Source organism: Sessilibacter sp. MAH1, from assembly GCF_054658315.1.
The window spans coordinates 112,401-134,341 of record NZ_BAAGIC010000012.1; the positions used below are offsets into that span (position 1 = coordinate 112,401).

Consider the following 21,941-nt stretch of genomic DNA (forward strand, 5'->3'; position numbering starts at 1 on the left):
CGTCTAAAGGCACGCATCGTTGTTTCAGCAGTTTTTAAAAACCAGTCGCGCTCGCGTTGAACGAGCCCTGGATATTTGGTTGCCAGCAACCACTCAAGATGACACGCAACTCATCTCTGCCATGCGCTACAGCGCCTGTGGCGGCGGCAAGCGCGTGCGTGCCGTACTTACCTATGCGTCCGCAGAAGCGTTCGGTTTCGATAACGAAGACGCATTAGATGCAATCTCAGCGTCACTAGAATGTGTTCACGCTTACAGTTTGATACACGATGATCTGCCATCCATGGACGATGATGATCTGCGTCGCGGTAAACCCAGCTGTCATATTGCCTTTGGTGAAGCCATTGCCATTTTGGCGGGCGATGCCCTACAAACTCGCGCCTTTGAGATTCTCACCAGCCCAGAGCTCGATATTGCCCCAGAATTAAAAGTACGTTTAGTGCAAGAACTTGCCAATGCCTCCGGAGCATCGGGGATGGTTATCGGCCAAGCCATTGATCTGACCGCCACCAATCGCACTCTTACTCAGCCACAGCTGGAGCGAATGCACTTGTGCAAAACCGGAGCCTTAATTAGCGCTGCCGTGAGAATGGGCGCAATAGTTGCTGGCGCAAATGATGAACAGCTTGCAAACCTCAGCCGTTACGCACAAACCGTGGGACTGGCCTTTCAAGTCCAAGATGATGTTTTAGACGTAACAACCGAGACCAGCGTGTTAGGCAAACCTAAGGGTGCCGACGCCGCGTTGAATAAACCAACATTTGTAAGCTTGCTAGGACTTGAAGCTGCGCAATCGTTTGCTAAAGAACTCCATAATCAAGCATTGAATAGCCTTAGCAGCTTTGATTACCGCGCCGATCACCTGCGCAACCTTTCAGGTTATATTGTCAACCGAAGTAACTAATTACCGATTCAGCACGTCACAGTAGTTTGTATTTGTTTTGCTCGGTACAATAACCTATTGCCGTGAAGAAAATTACGCCGTTATGCTCACAGAAATACCGCTGCATCGCCCGCAAACGCCACTGCTTGATCGAATCAACTCTCCCGAAGACTTACGTCAACTCGATGAGAGCGAACTACCGATACTTGCAGAGCAGTTGCGCGAATTTCTCCTGTACACCGTTGGTAAAACCGGTGGACACTTTGGTGCCGGTCTCGGCGTAGTCGAGTTAACCATCGCCCTTCACTACGTGTACAACACGCCAGACGACCGACTTGTGTGGGATGTGGGTCATCAAACCTACCCGCATAAAATCCTCACCGAGCGCCGCGAATCCATGCATACCATGCGTCAGCTTGACGGTTTAGCGGGTTTCCCTAAACGCTCCGAGAGCGAATACGACACCTTTGGCGTGGGTCATTCCAGTACATCGTTAAGCGCTGCCCTTGGCATGGCCGTGGCCGCACAAAATGAACCCGAAGATCAACGCCGCAAAATGGTTGCTGTGATTGGTGATGGCGCGATGACCGCAGGTATGGCGTTTGAGGCGTTAAATCATATTGCGCACTTAAATTCCGACATGTTGGTTGTGTTAAACGATAACAACATGTCTATTTCTCCCAACGTCGGCGGACTTGCGACCTATTTCTCGAAAATTTGGGCCAGTAAGCTTTACACCGATTTTCGTGAAGGTAGCAAAAAAGTTTTATCAAAAATTCCACAAGCGTGGGAGCTTGCTCGCAAGACTGAAGAGCACGTTAAAGGCATGGTTTCTCCGGGAACCCTCTTTGAAGAGCTGGGTTTTTATTACATAGGCCCAATTGATGGTCACGACTTACCACGGCTGATTCACGACCTAGACGCGCTGCGTAAGCTCAAAGGCCCCAAGCTTTTGCACATTATCACCAAAAAGGGCAAAGGCTTCGCTCCAGCCGAACAAGATCCGGTTGGATACCACGCGTTAAATAAGATCGAACCCAAAACCTCGGTCGCACCGGTACAGGTAGACAACAAGCCGAAAAAGCTCAAATACCAAGACGTTTTTGGTTACTGGCTGTGCCAAGCCGCCGAGCAAAACGAAAAACTCGTGGCAATTACTCCAGCCATGTGTGAAGGCTCTGGTATGGTGGAATTTGCCGAGCGATTCCCAGAGCGATTCCACGACGTAGCCATTGCCGAGCAACACTCCGTAACCTTTGCCGCGGGTCTTGCCTGTGAAGGCTACAAACCGGTCGTTGCCATCTACTCCACGTTTTTACAGCGCGCCTACGATCAGCTCGTGCACGATGTTGCCTTGCAAAATCTTGATGTTACCTTCGCTATCGATCGCGCGGGTTTGGTTGGCGAAGACGGCCCAACCCACGCCGGTAGTTTTGATATCAGCTTCTTGCGCTGCATTCCTAACATGATTATCGCCGCACCCAGCGACGAGTTTGAATGCCAACAGCTACTAAAAGCCTGTTTTGAATTTGCAGGCCCATCCGCGGTTCGTTACCCACGCGGGACAGGCACTGGTGCTGCGTTAGATCAACTCCAACCCACCCCAGAAATTGGTAAAGGTGTTGTTGTAAGATCTGGCAATAAAATCGCTATTTTAAACTTTGGGCCGCTGTTAGATCGCGCTCTCGCCGTTGCAGAAAAACTCAACGCAACCGTTTGCGATATGCGTTGGGTTAAGCCTATCGACGAAGCACTTATTGCCTCGTTGGTGCAAAACCACGAGTTGTTGGTAACCATTGAAGACAACACCATTGCTGGTGGCGCTGGTTCTGCGGTTAACGAATATTGCCAACAGGAATGTTTTGACGTGAACGTATTGAATTGCGGCCTGCCAGATTATTTCCAAGATCACGGCAAACGTGATCAACTGCTTAACGAAGCGGGTTTAAGTATCGAAAAATTAACGCAAAATATTGAAGCACGTTTAAAGAAATTAAATCAGCGAAAAAATTCTGCTAATGCAGCAAGTGCTCCAACTGCCGTTTAAATCACCTACAAAAATTTATTCTCTGATTAATAAACCATGACTTAATCAGAGAATAAATTTTTTAAAACTAGCACCTAAAAACTGATATCTAAAAACTGGCTATCTAAGAAACGGAAATCAGAGATAAAAATTATCATTCCCTCATCAAAATCCTAATCTCTTAAAACAAAATCCTAATCTCTTAAAATAAGCTGCCAAAAACCCACATCAATATACTGATTAAATTTAAAACCGACCTCTTTAAAATGCGCAACTTTTTCCATGCCGATTTTTTCGTGCAAGGCAACGCTTTTAGCGTTAGGTAAACTGATAACCGCAATTACGCAATGAGTGCCCCGTGCTTTTAGAGCCGCCAATAACGCCTTATACAACTGTGTTCCTAATCCTTTACCATCACAACCATTTTTAAGATAAACCGTACACTCTAACGAATACCGATACGCAGATCGCTCTTTCCATTGTGTGGCATAGGCATATCCCACTACTTCAGAATCTTCAACAGCAACCAGCCAAGGCAAAGACTGTTGTTGTACCGACGCCATTCGCGAACGAATGTCCAGCTCAGTGACGGGTATCTCTTCAAAGGTAATGTAGGTTTCTTCTACATAATAATTGTAGATATCGGCAATGTATTGCGCATCGTTTGCAGTGGCTTCTCTGATCATTATGCACCCGAATTACATCAATTATTGGCCACAATAAATTGCTGGCTCGCCATAACGAATTTCTAAATTGGTGCGCATTTTACGCGTCATACCACGCACCACCATGGCATAACTGTGATCGATCATACGTTCGATTTCGCCACGCGGAACACTGCCATCTAAAATTACCGTATTCCAATGGGTTTTATTCATGTGGTAGGCAGGAATCACCGACTTAAAAATATCCCGTAACGCCAACGCTTGGTCGGGATCGCATTTTAAATTCAGCCAAGCCACCTCATTGTGCCACGACACCAACGCAAACATTTTTGTGTAGACTTTAAACAATGGAATATCACGCTGAAACGGAAAATCTAAACTCGTCTCTGGTTTAGTCAGCGCATAGTGTTTCACTTCTTCGTAATTCACCGGTATTACTCATTCAAATTTACAAGTAAGATAACTTACAAACCAAAATTGGCTTAAGATTTAATCATAAACTCTTGCTGGCTCCGTTAAAAAGACCAACATACCGTATATATGAGAACAATAATGCGAAAACTAACAACAATCTTATCAACTTTAGTGTTAGCCACACTACACGGTTGCGTAGTAGTACCCACCAGCGACTCGGAGCACGTTGCCAAATGCGAAATCTCCAGCGATCGCAAAACCCTAAGAGTGATCGACGTCGCCAAAGAAACCAACAGCTACTACTCGATAGAAGGACTTTTACTAACACCCATCATCTACCCAACCACCGCGTTAATTTCGGGAATTTACGTTGGCGTTAACAATATTTATAACTTGGGCGAAGAAAAGGTTGTGTGTAACAAGCAGCAAGAGTAAGACAATAATGCTCATAGCATTATACGCAGTATTATATTTAATCAAGTCTTAACTAACATTTTAAGTTGAGTACATATAATGAAGGTTATTAATCGTAAAGATATATGCAATCTCTATCAATGGATGGAGTTTATTGTCAATGTAAAAGATACGTATGTAGACGATACAAATTGTCATTTGAAAATATTTGACGACCAAGACAGCAGCTATTTAGTCATCAATATTTATAACAATAATACAACGGCTACCGAATATTATTTCAAACCCGAAAGCAGCAAAAACTATTTATATTCGTTAATTTCTTGCTTAAAAGAATTCAACTTCTCTCTTGAAGTCCTGTTAGAAAGTTTATCAGAACTGGAATTTACAGATGACGACACGGGTTATTTTTCAACCATCAATGACATTCAAATGTTCAAAGAAACTATTGTGTCAAATTGAGAGGACCTATGAAAAAGAACATAAAAATAATGGTTAAAAAGCAAGCTCAAGAGCGAGCAAGAGATCTAAATTTTATGCTAGATATGGCTGAAATTGCAGAAGGTTTTAGGTCAAAATATTAAGGTATATCTGACCAACCATCTAATCAGATATACCTTATTAATGCAATTCTTAAATTACCCGATATTGCTTCTAAAAATTAATCAGAAAGATTAAGCAATTCGGTATTTCCACCCATGGCCATGGTATTAATGGTTAATGTTTTTTCCGTGGCAAAGCGATATAAATAACGCGGGCCACCGGCTTTAAATCCTGTTCCTGATAGTCCTTGTCCGCCAAAAGGCTGTAAACCAACCACAGCGCCCACCATGTTACGATTTACGTAGGTATTACCAACGGGAGCCTGAGCAAAGATTTCTCGCCAACGGCTTTCTAAACGGGTTTGAATACCAAGTGTTAAACCAAATCCGGTTGAAAATGCTTGCTGAATGGTTTCGGGCAATTTTTTAGCGGAATATTTTATAACGTGTAACACGGGGCCAAAACATTCATCACTTAATTCGCTGATGGAATTAATCACAAATAAATGCGGAGTAATAAAGGTACCGTTATTGTAAACGGCTTCATCGTATTCGCCAGATGTGTAGTGAGTAACCGCTTTAGTTTTAAATTCTGCAATATGATTCTGAATTTTTTCAAGTGCGGTTTTATCGATAATGGGGCCGACATCGGTTTTACTGTTTGCGGGATTATCAATAATGAGTTGATCCATCGCACCTTTTATTAACGATAGCGTTTCATCAAAAATATCTTCCTGCACATAAAGCACACGTAATGCAGAACAGCGTTGACCAGCGCTAGCAAACGCGGAGCGAATAACATCGTCGCAAACTTGTTCCAACAAAGAGGAGCTATCGACAAACATTACGTTTTGGCCACCAGTTTCTGCAATTAACGGCACAATGGCGCCGGTACGATTGGCCAAATTAAGGTTTATTTTTCGCGCCGTGTGCGAGCTGCCGGTAAAGGCAACACCACCAACATCGGAATGTTTTACAAGATATTCGCCGACGTCGGGGCCACCCGGAATAAACGCTAAAATCTCTTTAGGTACTCCGGCTTGATACATTAATTGAATGGCTTCGTAAGCAATTAAAGGCGTTTGCGGTGCCGGTTTAGCGATCACGCTATTACCTGCCGCTAATGCAGCAGCAACTTGACCAACAAAAATCGCCAAAGGAAAGTTCCACGGGCTGATACACACAAAAACACCACGGCCGTGAAGACTGATTTGGTTTTGCTCACCGGCGAGTTTACCGCCGTTAGGCAACTGCTCGGCATCGCTAAATTCTGCTCTGGCTTGGGCGCCATAATAACGGCAAAAATCTACGGCTTCGCGAACTTCGTCTAATGCATCTTCAAGTGTTTTACCGGCTTCTCTCGTTAATAAAACCATTAATGACATAAGATTTTCTTCGAGTAGATCAGCAACTTTCTCTAAAACAACCCCGCGTTTATCACCACCCATTAAATCCCAATACGGTTGATGTTTTTTCGCTTGTTCGAAAGCGTTATCAACCTGTGTTAAAGACGCCAAATAAACTTGTCCTAATTCATCTTGATGATTGGCCGGATTATCTAGCGGATGTGAAGCTTGTTGTGAAAAATCATCAATACCTGCAATTAACGGTGTGACCGTATAACGTTCGGCTTTTTTGTTCTCAAAGGCTTCTTTAAATTCATTGCGGACGCTAATGCTGGTTAGATCGATACTCACGGAATTTTTTCTCTCACCAAAAATTTGTTGTGGTTTTAAAATATTCGGGTGCGAATGCACATCACGACGTCTGACTTTTTCTACCGGATCAACCACCAATTGTTCCGGCGTAATTCGGTGATCTAAAAGGTGGTTAATAAAGGAACTGTTCGCGCCGTTTTCTACCAGGCGTCTTACTAAATAAGCTAATAAATCTCGATGACCACCCACCGGTGCATAAATACGAACCGGCGGAATGGTTTCGGATAATTTAAACGCGCTGCCGTAAACGGAATCACCCATGCCGTGCAAACGTTGTAGCTCGATATTTTTGTGATTGGTTCCCGCAAGCTCTATAACCGCGGCAATAGTATGCGCATTGTGCGTGGCAAACTGGCAATACAAATAATCGCGTGCCGCCAACATTTTTGTTGCACAGGCAAGATAAGAAACATCGGTATTGGATTTACGCGTATAAACCGGGAAATCGGTAACGCCTTTTTGTTGAGCGTTTTTAACTTCAGAATCCCAATAGGCGCCTTTAACCAAGCGAATTGGAATGTGTCTGCCCTGCTGTTTTGCTAACTCAATTAACCAATCAATAACCGCGGGAGCTCGCTTACCATAGGCTTGCACAACCAGCCCTAAACCATTCCAACCTTTTAAGGATTCAGCGGTCGCCAATCTTTCAAAAATTAATAAACTCATTTCAAGCCGATCGGCTTCTTCCGCATCGATAGCAATGGGAATATTACCTTTGGCGGCAACTTCACACAGCGCTAGCATTTTGCGTGTTAAATCGGCGCAGGCTTGCTCTGCGTGACTGGTTTCGTAGCGGCTATACAGCGCCGAGAGTTTAATAGAAACACCGGAGTTTTTATGGGTTTCTGATTCGCTGGCTAAACCACACAATGTATTAATTGCGTTTAAATACTCTTGATAATAATGCTGGGCGTCTTTTTCGGTTCGCGCTGCCTCACCCAACATGTCAAACGAAAACAACCGTTGATGCGCGGGTTGCTTTTTTCCACGTGAAATCGCTTTTGGTAGCGTTTCTCCTAAAACGAAGGTTTCTGCCATTAAATCCAAGGCAGAATTCATAGCCGCGCGAACCATTGGCAAACCTAAACGCGCAACCAACTTGGTAATTTTGGAGGCATCGACCTTGCGCCCTTTTACCAATTGCCCAGTGAGCAATAAACCCCAAGACGAGGCATTCACCCAAAAAGATTCTGATTTGGCAATGTGCGCGTGCCAGTTACGATCATCAAGCTTGTCACTGAGCAGCTGATCACGCGTGTAGCTGTCTGGAATACGCAACAGCGCTTCGGCCAAACACATCAACGCCACACCTTCGCTGTCTGCTAAGCTGTATTCCTTAAGAAAGCTGTCTAACAAAGGCGGTTTCTTTTGTCGGGCTAGGTCAACAATTGCGACAGCTTGGTCACAAATTTTTTCACACTGCTCTTTTGTTAATTTCACTTCCGACAATAAATTATCAACAGCGACGCTTTCGTCTAAATATTTTTGATCTTCTATCGTTTTGGGGAGAACGTTGTTTAATGGAGTAGAGAAACTGGTCATGAAAGGTCTCACGGAGTTCATGGATTAACGCTACAACGAATGACCGGAGACATGTCACAGGTCATTTTTTGCAAAATATATCGTCCAAATTAGAGATCGGCGAACGAATTAAACTCTCAAGCTTTAGGAATTCTATTCTTCAATATCGTTGGCCGTGAATTAAATTATTGACTGATAGTTTTTTATAACAAGGCAGTTAATATTCTTCGAAATTGCAAAATAAAGATAACTAACTCATTGAGAAAAATTTGAAGGTAAAAACGGTGAGAAGCAATGGCGATGAAATCCAAACGTATAAAATAACGCTGGCTGTTCAACAGCGTGATTTTTAACTTCTGCCATAAGAGAAAAGTGAGGAAAACTGACGGTGATGAACGATCAAAAAGCGCGGCGGTAGAAACCAATAGATTCGAATGAATTATAGGAAGCTCTGATTAACCTAGAGTTTCCAGCGACACAAGGATGTGTCGCCAATTTCAAGAACCGTAAGTGATTGAAATTGTGAAGAAATTGGAAATCGCATTTTCAATTTCTGCCCTCTGATTAAATCATGGATGAGTTAATCAGAGGTTCCTATAAAGGTTTGGCGCGACAAACCGCCCACCCAATTTTAATAAGTGAATACTTACCTTTTAATAGCCTAAGAAAGTCCGATTAAACTATTCGTGAGCGAATCAGAGGTTTACGGTTAGATCTTTTCAGGTTTGGACTCTGAATATCGTTGTTTTAGCCATAAAATCACCTTGTCTACCGGCATAGGCTCTGCGAATAAAAAACCTTGCCCGTATAAGCAGTTCATCGATAACAATTGATCGCGTTGCTCTATAGTCTCTATACCCTCGGCGAAGACCTTGTATCCGTAACGTGCGCCTAAGCGCAAAATAATATCCACGACTGGTTTACCCAAATGCTTATCGTGTATTTGCGATACAAATACTCTGTCGATTTTTAAGCTGCGTGCGCTCAAGCGATAAATGTGCGATAGCGACGAGTACCCCGTACCAAAGTCATCCATGCTCACATCAATACCAGATTCCATAAGTTCCTGGAGGCGCTGATGAACCTTGGTGAAGTTTTTTAATGATTCGGCTTCGGTAATTTCAAATTCTAAATACTGTCGCTCTATGCCTGAACGATCGATCATATCGTTCAGACGCTTATACGCAACGTCACTGAGAAGTTGTTGGGCGCTTAAGTTAAACGCTATTGGATAGCGAAATCCTAAGTCAAAGATTTTGCGTGCGGCGTCCAAGGTGTGCTCAAACAGTAATTCGCCCAAACCTTCAATTAAACAAGCCGCTTCTGCAACAGGTATAAATTCCGTTGGAGAAATCATTTTCCCGTCGAGATTCCGCCAACGTGCTAGCGCTTCAAAACCAATGACATCACCGGTTGCTAACTCAACCTTAGGTTGAAGCTCAATAAAGAAATGATTTTCAACAATAGCTTTGCGTAAATCCGATAACAACTGATACTTACCTCTAACGCGATCCTTAGTCTTTTTAGAATAGACCATGAGATGAGTTTTATTGGCTCTAGCAAAGCCAATTTGCGCCTCGGCAATGCGCATAACAAAATTCGGCGAATGTTCATTAAGCTCTTCAAGACCCACAAGAGATATTCTGGTAGTGAGTTCGTGCTCAACTTCATCAACCAACAGCTTAATGTATTCAGCTTTGTGCCTATCAAGATAATTAGAGAATTCTTGTTTAGAAATTACCAAACCGAATCCGCTGTTATTCAGTTTAGCCAACACAGTTCCCTTGGGAAAACTATCGCGCAAATACCGATACAAATTGGTATACAACTGCATGGTAAATTCGTCGCCCAGATTCGACAACATTAGCGCGTAGTAATCTACATCAATGACCACCAAATAATAATTAGCTCTATCATTAACAGATAGCTCTTCTAAATTTTTCAATATCCAATTGTAATTGGGAATATTTAAAGAGACATCATTGTAGGCAAGGTGATACAAATAATCTTTGTGCAATAAATTTTCACAGCGAGTTTTTGCGGTTTTAAATAAATTTTCAATTAAAGCTTTATGAATTAACTCATAGGTTTCTAGATTGATGTAGGCTATCAATACTTGACCACGTTGATTATGAGGAAACTCATTAAAACAACAAAATACCGATTGACCGCGCTTCTTTAATGATAGATTTTGTTCACCCAAATTAAGCGTCGAGTATTCGATGTTAGGAATAAGCTCGCCAACAGTTTTGCCAATTAGTTTTTCATCAAAAGCACGATCAATCACCCAATACTGTGGTTCGTCATCAATCTGCCAAGGCGATTGCCGTGCAATAAAACCAATACCTTTGCCATCAAAAATATGATCTAAGCAATTAAGCGCGGCTAGAAATAACTCCGACAAACTTTGAATATTACTGAGTTCGTAGACCATCTTGGTCGCGGCTTCGAGTTTATTGAGTTGCACCACCTGACGATTACTGAGATGTATATGTACCAATATACCTTTAATAATAACTTCTAATATTCGATCGTTAAGGGCCTCGTTATCAAACAGTTCAATAAAACTATTTTCTCGAACAAATTGATCAAACAAATCATTGGCTTGAGGCTTAATGATTAAAATCGCCAACGATTGATTCTTACAACTCTCCACTTTTTCTATAAACCGAACCACATCAACATCGTCAAACAGATCGGTAAAAATAACCGCAATCGACATAGCATTATTAGTGAAACAACACTCAGATAGACTCGACAACGAATGTATATTCAGCTCTTTTAATACAAGCCCAGACTCATAAAGATTAGCGGCAACTTTTTTCAGGGATTGCTTACAATAATCTGCCAAGTAAGAATCCAGTGGCGCTTCAGGTTCGGCCATAATCATATTGACCGGGCTGGCCAAGGTTTTTAGATGACGACCAAGGTCTGTTGCGATTGCATTGTTCAAAGACGTTACCTTTCCTCGTTTCGCTATAAGCTATTCGTGGTCATTTACCCTAACAAAGCCGGAATCATTCAAGCTTCCAACGACATCACCTGACCTTTTAGTTTCAGCAACTTGATTTCAATAATTATCCGTTGTTAAAACTATGCCGATGTTGGAAATTGTATGTTCAACTCAGTCTCAGTGCATAAACACGGAGGAGTCAAACACTAGCGTCTCAAATGTCCTCGACATATTTTTCATGACAAGAGAGCGTATCGACTTTCGCTAGCAATTTTTAGTGTAGTACGAAATAAGCAGTACGCTTGAAGCAATACATCTAGGTTAGACTTAGATGTATTAACGAGAGGGATTTTCGATAGCAAAATAAAGCAGTATTTGAACATATAAGAACATTACATTAACGGGCATATTATCAAATACCAATTATAGGAAACTCTGATTAACTTAGAGTTTCTCGCGACACAAGGATGTGTCGCCAATTTCAAGAACTGTAAGTGATTGAAATTGTGAAGAAATCGAAAATGTAATTACCGACAAGAAGGAGAAATACGGTTTTAAATTAAGATAATTTATACAAGAATTTATGTATATTTTGAGGTCTTAAAATATCAACTTAGCATTAAAACTGACGGTCTTAGCAATAAACCGATAGAACCTCCGATTAAATCCTAGAACATGTAATCGGAGGTTTTTAGAGTAATCAGAGGTTCCTAGAGTAGCCAGAGGTTTTTAGGGTAACCAGAGATTCATACAACAAAAGTGCTAGGTTAGTTAATTAGCCTATTTTCGCGGAAATCACTTTTGCTCTTGGAAATAAATTAAAATCCGTCGCCGAGGCATTGGTATAAGCACCCATCACTTTACCAACGACTATATCACCAATGGAAAGCTCCGGAGTTGCAATATTTTCGGCGAAGACATCGATACTATCGCAGGTAGGTCCGGCAAAAGTTGCCGCGCTTGTTTCTTCTAAATCTGAAAAAATCGTCAGAGGATAGTTCGCATGATCGTAAATACACCCACTGTAAGAGCCGTAAACTCCGTCATCAAGGTAATACCACATTCCGTTTGCGCGACGAGCAGCGCCAATTATAGAGGCAATTGAAGTGACTGCTTCTGCCACTAAAAAACGACCGGGTTCGGCAATGATACGAATTTGTTCCGGTAATTTATCTAGGGCATTTTTGATAGGCCCACAGAAAGTTTCGATATCGGGTGTTGTCTCGTCGTATTGAGCCGGGAAACCGCCGCCAATATCCAAAATAGACATATTGTGTTCATGAGTGTTGTTATATTCCAGCAATAAATCAGCACATCGATTAATCGCCAAAATATGATTGTGAGGACTTACACATTGTGATCCGGCGTGGAATGATAAACCATTTACATGTAACCCCAATTGTGCGGCCTGCTCTGCCAATTCAAAAACTTGGTTTGGTGTACAGCCAAATTTTTTTGATAAATCCACCGGTGAAGCGGGATTCGGAAAACTAACGCGCAATAATAAACCGACACGAGTTCGATAAGCCGTGAATTTTTTTATTTCATCAAGATTATCGACCACAAAACTGGTACAGCCATAGCGCAAGGCATCTTTAATGTCTTGATCACGCTTGATAGGATGCGTGTGAATACAGCGCTCTGGATCTACTTTGGCGTTTCGCAAAAGTTGAATTTCACCGGAGGTGGCGATATCGAAATAAGCACCACAGCTGGCTAGTGTCTGAATGACTAATGGATCTGGATTTGCCTTCATCGCAAAATATAAATGGACGCCAGGCAGGGCTGAACTCAACCGATTGAAACTTCGTGTGAGCACATCTGGATCTATCACAAGCAACGGCGAACCGTACTTTTTTATCAGCTCTTGATAGGGCTCTTGTGCAGATTTGTTTAAAATTGTAATCGAAGGTGCTTCAAGAGAAACGCTGGCCAAAACCTCACCTCGTTCTGTTAAAGATTAAAAGTACTGTTAAAGACAATAAGTACAATTTGGACAATAAAATACTTATATATAGGAACCTCTGATTAACTTATCCCTGATTTAATCAGAGGACAGAAATTGAAAATGCGATTTCCAATTTCTTCACAATTTCAATCACTTACCGTTCTTGAAATTGGCGACACATCCTTGTGTCGCTGGAAACTCTAGGTTAATCATAGTTTCCTATACTCAAAAATAAATAATAAAAAATTCAGACCCATCTGAGAAAACACGATAAACATCAGAATATTCGGCAAGATAAATACCAGCAGTGCGCATCAATGATGAATATTATTGAAAATGTGTAGACGTATAAAATTGCTCTTTTATTTTATACTCTTTGATTAAATTACACATAAGAATGCACTGATTATCTCAGAATTTTTAGCAACGCAAAAAATGTGTCGTCAATTTCTGCCCTCAGATTCAATCACACAAGAATTAATCAGAGAGGCCAATAAACCATCTAAGAAAACTATCTAAGATTCATAAAAATCTTTTGTAACTAACGCAAGTGTAGTCAACGTTAATACATTGTGAAAATGACGATAACTTTTAAAATGATATGTTCTATACAAACCTCTAATTAAATCAGTAACGACTTAATCAGAGGTTTATTAGACTAGAAAATTAGCGATTAGCCACAATAGCTCAATGATGCATTAAGGAAACTGGGATTAACCTAAAGCGTCCTTAAGTTGTTTTACTAAATAGGCAGGCAGCGCAAACGCGCCTAAATGAAGTTCAGGCGTGTAGTATTTACTTTCGAAATGTGCGGTTTGGAAACGATCGCGGAGCTCGTCTAAAGATACTTGACGAAGTGCTTCGTTATCGGTTGCCCAGCTAAATGCCATGGCGCCGCCAACATAGGTTGGAATCGCTGCCATGTAGAACGTGTGATCTTTAAAATGCGAACTCTGACGACGATAGGTATTAACCAGTTCGTCGGCTTGCATAAAAGGCACACCATTTTGAGTAACCAACACACCACCGGGATTTAAGCAGTTTTTACAACTGCCGTAGAAATCCTGTGTAAATAATACTTCACCCGGACCAATTGGATCGGTACTGTCGGAAATAATTACATCGAATTTATCGCTAGTTTCTGCAACAAAACGCGCACCGTCGTTGATGACTAAATTCAAGCGTGGATCGTCAAAGGCACCTTGGCTGTGGTTGGGCAAATATTCTTTGCTCATTTCGACAACGGCGTTGTCAATTTCAACCATGGTGATTGATTCAACCGAAGTGTGACGACACACTTCACGCAAAATACCGCCGTCACCACCGCCAATAATCAACACTTTTTTTGCATTGCCATGGGCCAAAATAGGTACATGGGTTAACGATTCGTGGTAAACAAACTCATCGGCTTCGGTAGTTTGAATCACACCGTCCAACGCCATAACACGGCCGTAAAGCGCATTTTTAAAAATAATTAAATGCTGATGTTCGGTGTGTTCTTCGAAGAGAACCTTATCAACCGCAAAGGATTGTCCCCAAGCGTTGTAAAGCGTCTCGTTATAGCGATTCATTAACGAATTACCCCGCGAAGGTTTTCACTTACTTCAATACGCTCTGGAAAAAACGCACGCTTCAGTTCAACAATCGCAAGTTCTGGCATTGCATCACCGCACATAAACACGTCAAACGCGGCATATTCACGCTCAGGCCAGGTATGAACACTGATGTGCGATTCTGCAAGAACAGCCACGCCAGAAATACCGTCAGGAGCAAAGTGATGAAGATGGATGTGCAAAAGAGTAGCGCCACAAACTTCTACGCAGCGACGCATTGCTGTTTCCATTCTCTCCATATCGTCTAGGTGCTTAGCGCCCCAAAGATCGATAATTAAGTGAGAACCAGCAAAGGTAACGCCATTTCGCGTGATAAAGTGGTCTTTGTCTTCCTCAGGAAGAGTGATAACACTCTCGTTTTGAGAGGTTTTGGGCATTGAGCCTAGGTCAGAGCTGCATAAAGCAGTTGGTATGAGGGCATCAGCGGCACTCAGCATTAACGCATTCCTCCGAATCGCTGTGGTTGTCTGTCTGTTCAGTCACCACCGCATGCAGGTTGCGTACAACTCTAGCTGTCGATGGTGCTTTAATGGACTCGCATAAAATAGTTTCATTAGTTAAAGGAGCCGCGATTTTAACTATTTTTTTTTGTAGTGCAAGTACTTAGCACCAATTTTTAAAACTGCGCCTAATATCCACGCGAAAATATTTTTATATGAATATTTTTTTACAACATAAAAAACAGCGTTTTAATTACCAAAAAATGGTTAACGCCTTGGTATAGCCAAAAAAAGCAAGATCCCGAAAACCTTCGGTGCTCTAAGCTCAAGTTACTCGTGTGATAACGACAAATTACCGAGATTATAGCAACACAGAAAATTGTATTTTCAATTTGGTTCAGCCAATTATACTGCCGAGCAGCGCATCAAATCCTGTTATTAGCTGATGTTGAATGAATTAATCATCAACAATAATAAACCTGTAATAAAATAATAAACCTATAATAAAGAGTAGCTCAGAGATTCCCGCAAGCCGTACTAAATCTCTCAACGGTAATCAAACTTTAACATCGCGCATTTCTCTGAGGTTTTACGCCTCAAATTAAACGCAGCGGTAAATAATAACCCCTCATGCTTTATTGTTTTGTAGGTTTGATTTGTACATTCAACTTACGCACCACATAAAGAGAACTTAATCGATAAGCTGACCAAAACGGTCGCTCGTTAACGGGGTATTAGGTTCAACAATAGGTTGGCAGGCAGAGTCGATAAGATTCGGGTAAAATCGTCAAATCTAATGGATTTGAGAGCTTAAGGCTGCTGTATGTCCGATTTATCGGTGATTCAACTCGTTTTAATTGGTTTGATTTTTATTTGGAGTGGCTTTGTTCGCTCGGGATTGGGATTTGGTGGAGCCGTTTTATCACTGCCCTTCTTACTGATGATTCTTGACGATCCCTTAGTTTTTTTACCCATTATTTCGGTACATTTATTGGTGTTTGCCTCGCTTACGGTTTGGCAAAACAGCCGTAATAGCGCTAAGAATGATGTGCACACCGGATTTTTAGCGACCGTGGATTGGCGGTACCTATCCAAAGCAATGGCAATTATGATTGTTCCGAAAATTGCTGGTGTATTTGGTCTTATTGTATTTTCAAATACACTAATGAGCAGCATTATTTTTGTAATTGTTGCCATTTATTCTATCACTTACATATTAAATAAACCGTTTAAAAGTACAAACCCTGTTTTAGATACATTATTTTTAATCTTGGGCGGTTATGTCAGTGGCACTTCTCTGATTGGCGCGCCCTTAATTATCGCGGTTTTTGCTAATCACGTTGCCAAGCATCAATTACGCGATACCTTATTTGTGCTTTGGTTTATTCTTGTTGCTATTAAAATGGCTGCCTTTATTTATGCAGGAATTGATTTACAGTTAATACACCACCTTTGGTTACTTCCTTGTGCGGCAATTGGGCACTTTATTGGTTTACGTGTGCATAAATATTTAGTAACCGCGGAGACACCTATATTTTTCAGAGTTTTGGGCTGCGCCTTGCTAATTGTTAGTGTCGCCGGCCTAGCGCAAACATTGCTGTCTCGTTAACGGTTATATCACTCATTGACGCGTCAGCAATGTTAGTTCTGATAAATATTTCCAGCACTCAATTGGCCGAACCAAACCGATCGTCAAGCGAGCAAGATATTACTGTTCAATTAGGTTCGAGTTTATCCGAGGCTTCTTGAATTTATTGAGATATTGTTACAGCCATCGTCTGACGGAATTTTTGTACGCTGTATAATTTGCTCCAAACTTTTCCGCTAAAATTTTTTCTTCAGGAATAATTTGAAAACGATTTAAATACAAAATAAATATTGGCAACGCAAAAATAGACATAGGTGACTTGAGGAAAAAACACCAACCCAATAACGATACCGCCATACCTAAATACATGGGATTTCTTGATAACTTATAAATTCCTGTATCGACAATTACATGGGTATTATTAGGATTTAAAGGGTTGATCGTTGTTTTTTTAACACCAAAACCGGTAATAGCAATTACATCGAGAGAAACACCCAAGACAATAACCGCAATTCCTATATTACCTAGCAATGTTGATTCCAGTCGCCACACATAGAGACTCAGCAACCACATTATAAAAGCGGTAATCATTCCAATAATTGGTGGTGGGATTTTTAGCTCTAACCAATTCATACCACATTAGCTCACAATACAAGAAAGACTCACAGTATATTCGTTTTGGCTTAAAAACTTGCGAGACTTAATCAAAAAACGTTAAAAAGAATCAATAATAATCATTAAAACCGAATCAACTTAATAAGCCGGTATTTAGAGCTGATAATCGTCCGGCTACAAATTTTTATTGTGCCGATGAGATGGCTAGTGAAAGTTTTAGGTAAGGTAGGTAGAGAATTGCTCAAATTAAGTTAACGCTCACCAACAACCTATTGGCGCTTACTTAAAGATAGATACATGACGGACCAAATTTATTAATTTAGGTACCTCTAATTAATTTAGGTGCCCCTGATTAATTCAGGCATGATTAATCAGAGGACAGAAATCGAATTTATAAATTAATTACGGAAACCAAATTCGAGTGTGAAGTACTGAGGATTCAAGCCCTTTAGTGGCTCTTGAAGCTTTTCTAATTCGCTGGCAGGGCCGTGAATTTCTAGGCGTGTAAGTTCACTGATCTTTAGTGCCTCTTCCAAAAGTGGGCCAACATTTTCTAAATGCGCCAACACACCTTCTGCATCGGTGTAACCTTCACGGGCGTGGGCCAGTGAACCATCGAAAGTATAGGCGTAATGCAGACACTTAGGCTCTTCTTTGGTCTTCTCGACCATTTTCTTAGCGCCTTCTTTGAATGCATCGAGTTGACCTTCTGCGACTTGGAAGTATGGAACGATTGTGCAGCACGTATCTTGAGTAGACATATATCACCTTTATTATTGCTTTGGCTGTGAATGTGTTATTGAACATCTGTTATCGAAAACAACGACTATAAAACATTAAGACGTTTTGCGCCTTAATGTTTTCGTAGGCCTTTTGTTGGATTAACGAGCTAGTCTTTAGTAGCAATTTTTCAAAAAAGGGCTAAATATGTCGCTTACATCCACAAATTGACGGTAAAAATCCACGAATAGGGGTAAATAGAAAATAAAAGGTTATGTGAAAACACATAATCACTACTAGGATCTTATCGCTAAAACTTTAAGTTTCACGAAATAAAACAGTTTAGAGGAGTTTGTAGTTACTTCATCTCTTACATCATTGAAGATGAAAAATTGGCAAACGTATTTTCACTTTATGTCCTTTAATAAAACCCCAAATTTATAAAACCTAAAATGATTCAGTTTATAGACATAGGAAACTCTGATTAACCTAGAGTTTCTCGCGACACAAGCACAAGGATGTGTCGCCAATTTCAAGAACTGTAAGTGATTGAAATTGTGAAGAAATTGGAAATCACATTTTCAATTTCTGCCCTCTGATTAAATCAAGGATGAGTTAATCAGAGGTTCCCATATATTGTTCAACACTCGCGCAGTTAAATACTGGCGAATAATTGTTGCGAAAATACGAGCAGATATAGCGCGCATTAACGTTAACGGCACATAAAATACACCGTTAACGGTAATTTAAAATAGGTATTCCGTAATACGCACTTTTAATAATTCATATTATGCGGCGGTTCGATAGTGTTGCACTAAAAACAACTCTGCGGTGGCAATGGCATCGACCAGTGCATTATGCCCAGGATAATTGGGTAACTTATGACGCTTGCGGCATGCGGCCAGTGTTAATGAATTTTGCGGCAACACCTCAGACATTTTAAGCATATTTTCTCGCTCGGTTCTGAAGGTATCTCGGTACGGAAGTAATAACGGAATACCACAATATTTTAAGCAGAGTTTATTTAAAAAGGCTAAATCCATTTGCGCGTTATGGAATACTAACACTTTTCCTTTTGCCGCAATCAACAGTTGTTTTAGCATCTCGCGATCAGATATGCCATTTTCTAGCTCACAGTCTCGGATTTTATGAACTGTAGCGCTGTCTCCTACACTCATTTCGGATGCAATCAACCAGTGTTCTGCCGTTGCTAATTTTACGGCGCCATTTTCTGCCGTTACCCAGCCTGCACTGATAATCTCGCCTTTTTCACAATCCAAAGATGAAGTTTCGAAATCAACCACTAATGCCGGACAACGGGTGTATCCGGCTTTAGAGCTGGGTAAGCTTTTCCAGCAATCCAACAAATATTGTGCGTCTGCATTTTTCTCGGGATCAGCAACTTTCGAATAGTACATGCGAGCCGACTTTTGATACCAATCATTCATCATTAACGCCCCATTCCAGGTCTGTATTTTTGTGCAACACCCGATTGCGCATCCGCAACAACAGAAAACGCATCACGCAGTTGTTGTCTATTTAATTTGCTGAGCTTGGCAGGATTAACATAATTGCTGACAGGCTCTGACGCTTCGATTTGTTTTGCTTGTTGATTTAATCGAATTTGCATAATCACGCTCCATGCGTCTTGCAAATTTCGACTATCACCAATAGTGAGCGCCTTTACTTTTACCAGCTCGTCAAGCCTAGCGTGGGTATTAACGGCTTTAATGCCATTGCTAAGCGCGTGTATTCGAGCGATATCAACAATCGAAGAAATCGCCTGCTTTTTAAGATTTAATTCGTCGCGATGGTCGCCGTTACGTTCAACCACAAATCGTCGGAAAATACCAAGTGGCGGCGGCGTATCCAAAACATTGGCGGCCAAGGCGGCCAAGAAGATGCTGTTACCCCGCGCCTTTTTAAGCATATGAGCTTGCAGTTGATTTGCTAAAGTATGATCACCGTAGACTGCGCGCAGATCAAAGAAAATACTGACTCGCATAACGGCGTCGGTACTGGGCGCATTAGTCCATCTATCCACTGTACGACACCATCCAGAAAGAGATTGTCGCCACTCATCTGTGGTCGCCATCACCTTGCCGTGACAGTACTCATAACCACAGGCATCTAAGCCATCACACACTCGATGCGCTAAAGCCTCAAACCAAGGCTTGTGTTCTTCCTGTAGATCGTCGCTAATTAATAAGCCGTTATCTTGGTCCGCGCCAAGGAGTTGTTCCGCCCTACCTTGTGAACCAAAACCTAACCAGCAAAATGGCACGGGTGCAGGACCTAATTCTTCGATGGCCATATCAATCAAGCGAATGGCTACAGCGTCGCTCACCGCGGTAAGAATTCGACTGACTTGGGCAGGTTGCGCTTCTGCTTGAACCCACTGCTGGGTCAGTTGAGGCAACTGAGAGCAAATAACTTTTAGACCTTCAATACTGTTTTGACGGCGAATATGATTAACCAAATACACCGGTTCGTTTTGACGAGCCAACATTAGATCGGAGCCCGTTACAATACCGACTAATTGGGTTTGATCGGAATCCGAAAAGACCGGAATATGATGGAAACCTCTGTAGGTCATAAACAGGGTCGCGTCAAATACATCGTCATTAACGGTTAAACCCGCAGGATTTTGCGTCATCACGTCGGCTATGGCTTTAGAAACGTCAAAACCGGCCGCCGTCACTCTGGATCGCAAATCACGATCGGTAATAATGCCAACCAATTTTTCGCCATCCATAACCAAAGCACACGAAACCCTGCGCTCGCTCATAACCGCGGCGGTATGCTGAATAGAATCGTACGGTGCCACAGAAAGAACCGACGTGGACATCAAACTGCCAATCTTACGTCCAAGATCGGCGGAGGTGTTCAACGACATTGCTGCGCGGCGAATACGACGGCCCCGCTGGGAATGAAAATATCGATCGATATGACGTTGATTAGAACGAAGGGCTTGGTACTGCTCTTCTGGGAAAAAATACAATAAAGTATCTTCGATTAGTACCGCACTAATTCCGGCGCGCTCGCTCAACAAACCTTGAAGATTAAAGCTCTCGCCCTCTTCTAAGCGCTCAATTAACTCACCGTCGGCATCTTTTAATTCCGCGGCACCGGTTCTTAAAATTCGTAAACCAGGATCGCAATTATTTTGCTTAAAAACAGCGCCCTTGCGGTGATATTGAATTTCTAATTGACCGGCAACGGTCACCAACTCCGACTCATCGAGTTCATCAAAAGGCAAGCACGTTTTCAAAAAGTCTAAGACGATTTGAAGCTCTTCTTTGTGGGGAGTATTCATTCTTCTAGGCGTCGAAAGTCTCGATTAAACGTAGTTTGGTAATCAATGAACGTTAGCTTGGTTTCACCAAAAAATAGCGATTCATTTTCAGCGGCGAAAACCAATTGCAGTTGCTGTTCATGAGACTCTGGATTGATTTCAACTTCCCACTCCATTCCTTCGCTATCAACCGCTAACCAATCAGACGGAATACCAATGCTTTCGGCGGCATTATCAACCAACGCGATCTTGGCGCCCTCTAGAGCCTGACTGGACGTAAGAATAAGTTTTAGGCCGCCATTGGGGAGCTCATGTGGAAGGATTTTTACCGAAAAGTCGCCATTTTTTAGTTCGCACATACCACTGGTATAACGACAATTGGGTTTTTCGGCAAGTTTATAACTCTGGCCCGATTCGGCTTTTTGAGGAGGTTCGGCAACCCAAAAACCAACAGCAAAGTAACTCAAAACTGCAAGAATAGGCGCAACGATTAGAGCGGTGACAACGTGTTTATTAGTGAACATAACAACTTAGCTCTTTATATTTATTATTAGAATGAGATGTTCATTAGACTCAAAAACTTCTA

General features: G+C 41.8%; 17 protein-coding genes. 5 read left to right on the forward strand and 12 right to left on the reverse strand.

Annotated features, from left to right (window positions below; genetic code table 11):
* The first annotated feature begins 19 nt into the window (after positions 1–19).
* Both ACYQ28_RS13000 and dxs read left to right on the forward strand, forming a co-directional pair.
* Positions 20–904 carry a polyprenyl synthetase family protein gene (locus ACYQ28_RS13000; RefSeq protein WP_460050420.1) on the forward strand — a complete coding sequence of 295 codons (885 nt, stop codon included), beginning with the start codon at positions 20–22 and terminating at the stop codon, positions 902–904.
* A gap of 82 nt (positions 905–986) precedes the next feature.
* The gene (dxs, locus tag ACYQ28_RS13005) at positions 987–2,930 is read left to right on the forward strand and encodes a 1-deoxy-D-xylulose-5-phosphate synthase (RefSeq protein WP_460050422.1); all 1,944 of its coding nucleotides are present in this window, start codon (positions 987–989) and stop codon (positions 2,928–2,930) included.
* A gap of 173 nt (positions 2,931–3,103) precedes the next feature.
* Here the strand turns inward: dxs and ACYQ28_RS13010 are convergent, their stop codons facing one another.
* Positions 3,104–3,595: an N-acetyltransferase family protein gene (locus tag ACYQ28_RS13010; RefSeq protein ID WP_460050424.1), complete on the reverse strand. Its 492-nt coding sequence runs from the start codon at positions 3,593–3,595 to the stop codon at positions 3,104–3,106.
* A gap of 21 nt (positions 3,596–3,616) precedes the next feature.
* Positions 3,617–4,003 carry an MmcQ/YjbR family DNA-binding protein gene (locus ACYQ28_RS13015; RefSeq protein WP_460050426.1) on the reverse strand — a complete coding sequence of 129 codons (387 nt, stop codon included), beginning with the start codon at positions 4,001–4,003 and terminating at the stop codon, positions 3,617–3,619.
* Positions 4,004–4,126: 123 nt separating this feature from the next.
* Between ACYQ28_RS13015 and ACYQ28_RS13020 the strand changes: the two genes are divergently transcribed.
* Positions 4,127–4,423: a hypothetical protein gene (locus ACYQ28_RS13020; protein WP_460050428.1), complete on the forward strand. Its 297-nt coding sequence runs from the start codon at positions 4,127–4,129 to the stop codon at positions 4,421–4,423.
* 177 nt (positions 4,424–4,600) lie between these two features.
* Positions 4,601–4,864: a hypothetical protein gene (locus tag ACYQ28_RS13025; protein ID WP_460164717.1), complete on the forward strand. Its 264-nt coding sequence runs from the start codon at positions 4,601–4,603 to the stop codon at positions 4,862–4,864.
* 199 nt (positions 4,865–5,063) lie between these two features.
* Here the strand turns inward: ACYQ28_RS13025 and putA are convergent, their stop codons facing one another.
* The 5 genes from putA to speD form a co-directional block, all read right to left on the reverse strand.
* Positions 5,064–8,204 carry a bifunctional proline dehydrogenase/L-glutamate gamma-semialdehyde dehydrogenase PutA gene (putA, locus tag ACYQ28_RS13030; RefSeq protein ID WP_460050432.1) on the reverse strand — a complete coding sequence of 1,047 codons (3,141 nt, stop codon included), beginning with the start codon at positions 8,202–8,204 and terminating at the stop codon, positions 5,064–5,066.
* Positions 8,205–8,892: 688 nt separating this feature from the next.
* The gene (locus ACYQ28_RS13035) at positions 8,893–11,136 is read right to left on the reverse strand and encodes an EAL domain-containing protein (protein ID WP_460050434.1); all 2,244 of its coding nucleotides are present in this window, start codon (positions 11,134–11,136) and stop codon (positions 8,893–8,895) included.
* Between the two features lie 775 nt (positions 11,137–11,911).
* Complete coding sequence (locus tag ACYQ28_RS13040) at positions 11,912–13,072, reverse strand: type III PLP-dependent enzyme (RefSeq protein ID WP_460050436.1); 1,161 nt, start codon at positions 13,070–13,072, stop codon at positions 11,912–11,914.
* Between the two features lie 725 nt (positions 13,073–13,797).
* On the reverse strand, positions 13,798–14,655 hold the full coding sequence (gene speE / locus ACYQ28_RS13045; RefSeq protein WP_460050438.1) for a polyamine aminopropyltransferase: 858 nt from the start codon (positions 14,653–14,655) through the stop codon (positions 13,798–13,800).
* Complete coding sequence (speD, locus tag ACYQ28_RS13050) at positions 14,655–15,134, reverse strand: adenosylmethionine decarboxylase (protein ID WP_460050440.1); 480 nt, start codon at positions 15,132–15,134, stop codon at positions 14,655–14,657. The genes speE and speD overlap by 1 nt, the downstream gene beginning before the upstream one ends.
* 826 nt (positions 15,135–15,960) lie before the next feature.
* Here speD and ACYQ28_RS13055 point away from each other — a divergent pair.
* The gene (locus ACYQ28_RS13055) at positions 15,961–16,746 is read left to right on the forward strand and encodes a TSUP family transporter (RefSeq protein WP_460050442.1); all 786 of its coding nucleotides are present in this window, start codon (positions 15,961–15,963) and stop codon (positions 16,744–16,746) included.
* A gap of 156 nt (positions 16,747–16,902) precedes the next feature.
* Here ACYQ28_RS13055 and ACYQ28_RS13060 read toward each other — a convergent pair whose 3' ends face one another.
* The 5 genes from ACYQ28_RS13060 to ACYQ28_RS13080 all read right to left on the reverse strand — a co-directional run bounded on the left by ACYQ28_RS13060 (position 16,903) and on the right by ACYQ28_RS13080 (position 21,879).
* Complete coding sequence (locus ACYQ28_RS13060; RefSeq protein WP_460050444.1) at positions 16,903–17,358, reverse strand: methyltransferase family protein; 456 nt, start codon at positions 17,356–17,358, stop codon at positions 16,903–16,905.
* A gap of 380 nt (positions 17,359–17,738) precedes the next feature.
* The gene (locus tag ACYQ28_RS13065) at positions 17,739–18,101 is read right to left on the reverse strand and encodes a putative quinol monooxygenase (RefSeq protein WP_460050446.1); all 363 of its coding nucleotides are present in this window, start codon (positions 18,099–18,101) and stop codon (positions 17,739–17,741) included.
* Between the two features lie 747 nt (positions 18,102–18,848).
* Positions 18,849–19,508 carry a 3'-5' exonuclease gene (locus ACYQ28_RS13070; RefSeq protein WP_460050448.1) on the reverse strand — a complete coding sequence of 220 codons (660 nt, stop codon included), beginning with the start codon at positions 19,506–19,508 and terminating at the stop codon, positions 18,849–18,851.
* 2 nt (positions 19,509–19,510) lie between these two features.
* A complete protein-coding gene (locus ACYQ28_RS13075) occupies positions 19,511–21,376 on the reverse strand; it encodes a DUF294 nucleotidyltransferase-like domain-containing protein (protein WP_460050450.1) in 1,866 nt (621 codons plus the stop codon).
* Complete coding sequence (locus ACYQ28_RS13080) at positions 21,373–21,879, reverse strand: hypothetical protein (protein WP_460050452.1); 507 nt, start codon at positions 21,877–21,879, stop codon at positions 21,373–21,375. The genes ACYQ28_RS13075 and ACYQ28_RS13080 overlap by 4 nt, the downstream gene beginning before the upstream one ends.
* Positions 21,880–21,941 lie beyond the last annotated feature (62 nt).

What these genes read in the sequence shown, in the direction of transcription:
- dxs (WP_460050422.1), top strand. Translation starts at nt 987, where the DNA reads ATGCTCACAGAAATACCGCTGCATCGCCCGCAAACGCCACTGCTTGAT.
- ACYQ28_RS13010 (WP_460050424.1), bottom strand. Translation starts at nt 3,595, where the DNA reads ATGATCAGAGAAGCCACTGCAAACGATGCGCAATACATTGCCGATATC.
- ACYQ28_RS13020 (WP_460050428.1), top strand. Translation starts at nt 4,127, where the DNA reads ATGCGAAAACTAACAACAATCTTATCAACTTTAGTGTTAGCCACACTA.
- putA (WP_460050432.1), bottom strand. Translation starts at nt 8,204, where the DNA reads ATGACCAGTTTCTCTACTCCATTAAACAACGTTCTCCCCAAAACGATA.
- speE (WP_460050438.1), bottom strand. Translation starts at nt 14,655, where the DNA reads ATGAATCGCTATAACGAGACGCTTTACAACGCTTGGGGACAATCCTTT.
- speD (WP_460050440.1), bottom strand. Translation starts at nt 15,134, where the DNA reads ATGCTGAGTGCCGCTGATGCCCTCATACCAACTGCTTTATGCAGCTCT.
- ACYQ28_RS13055 (WP_460050442.1), top strand. Translation starts at nt 15,961, where the DNA reads ATGTCCGATTTATCGGTGATTCAACTCGTTTTAATTGGTTTGATTTTT.
- ACYQ28_RS13060 (WP_460050444.1), bottom strand. Translation starts at nt 17,358, where the DNA reads ATGAATTGGTTAGAGCTAAAAATCCCACCACCAATTATTGGAATGATT.
- ACYQ28_RS13065 (WP_460050446.1), bottom strand. Translation starts at nt 18,101, where the DNA reads ATGTCTACTCAAGATACGTGCTGCACAATCGTTCCATACTTCCAAGTC.
- ACYQ28_RS13070 (WP_460050448.1), bottom strand. Translation starts at nt 19,508, where the DNA reads ATGAATGATTGGTATCAAAAGTCGGCTCGCATGTACTATTCGAAAGTT.
- ACYQ28_RS13075 (WP_460050450.1), bottom strand. Translation starts at nt 21,376, where the DNA reads ATGAATACTCCCCACAAAGAAGAGCTTCAAATCGTCTTAGACTTTTTG.
- ACYQ28_RS13080 (WP_460050452.1), bottom strand. Translation starts at nt 21,879, where the DNA reads ATGTTCACTAATAAACACGTTGTCACCGCTCTAATCGTTGCGCCTATT.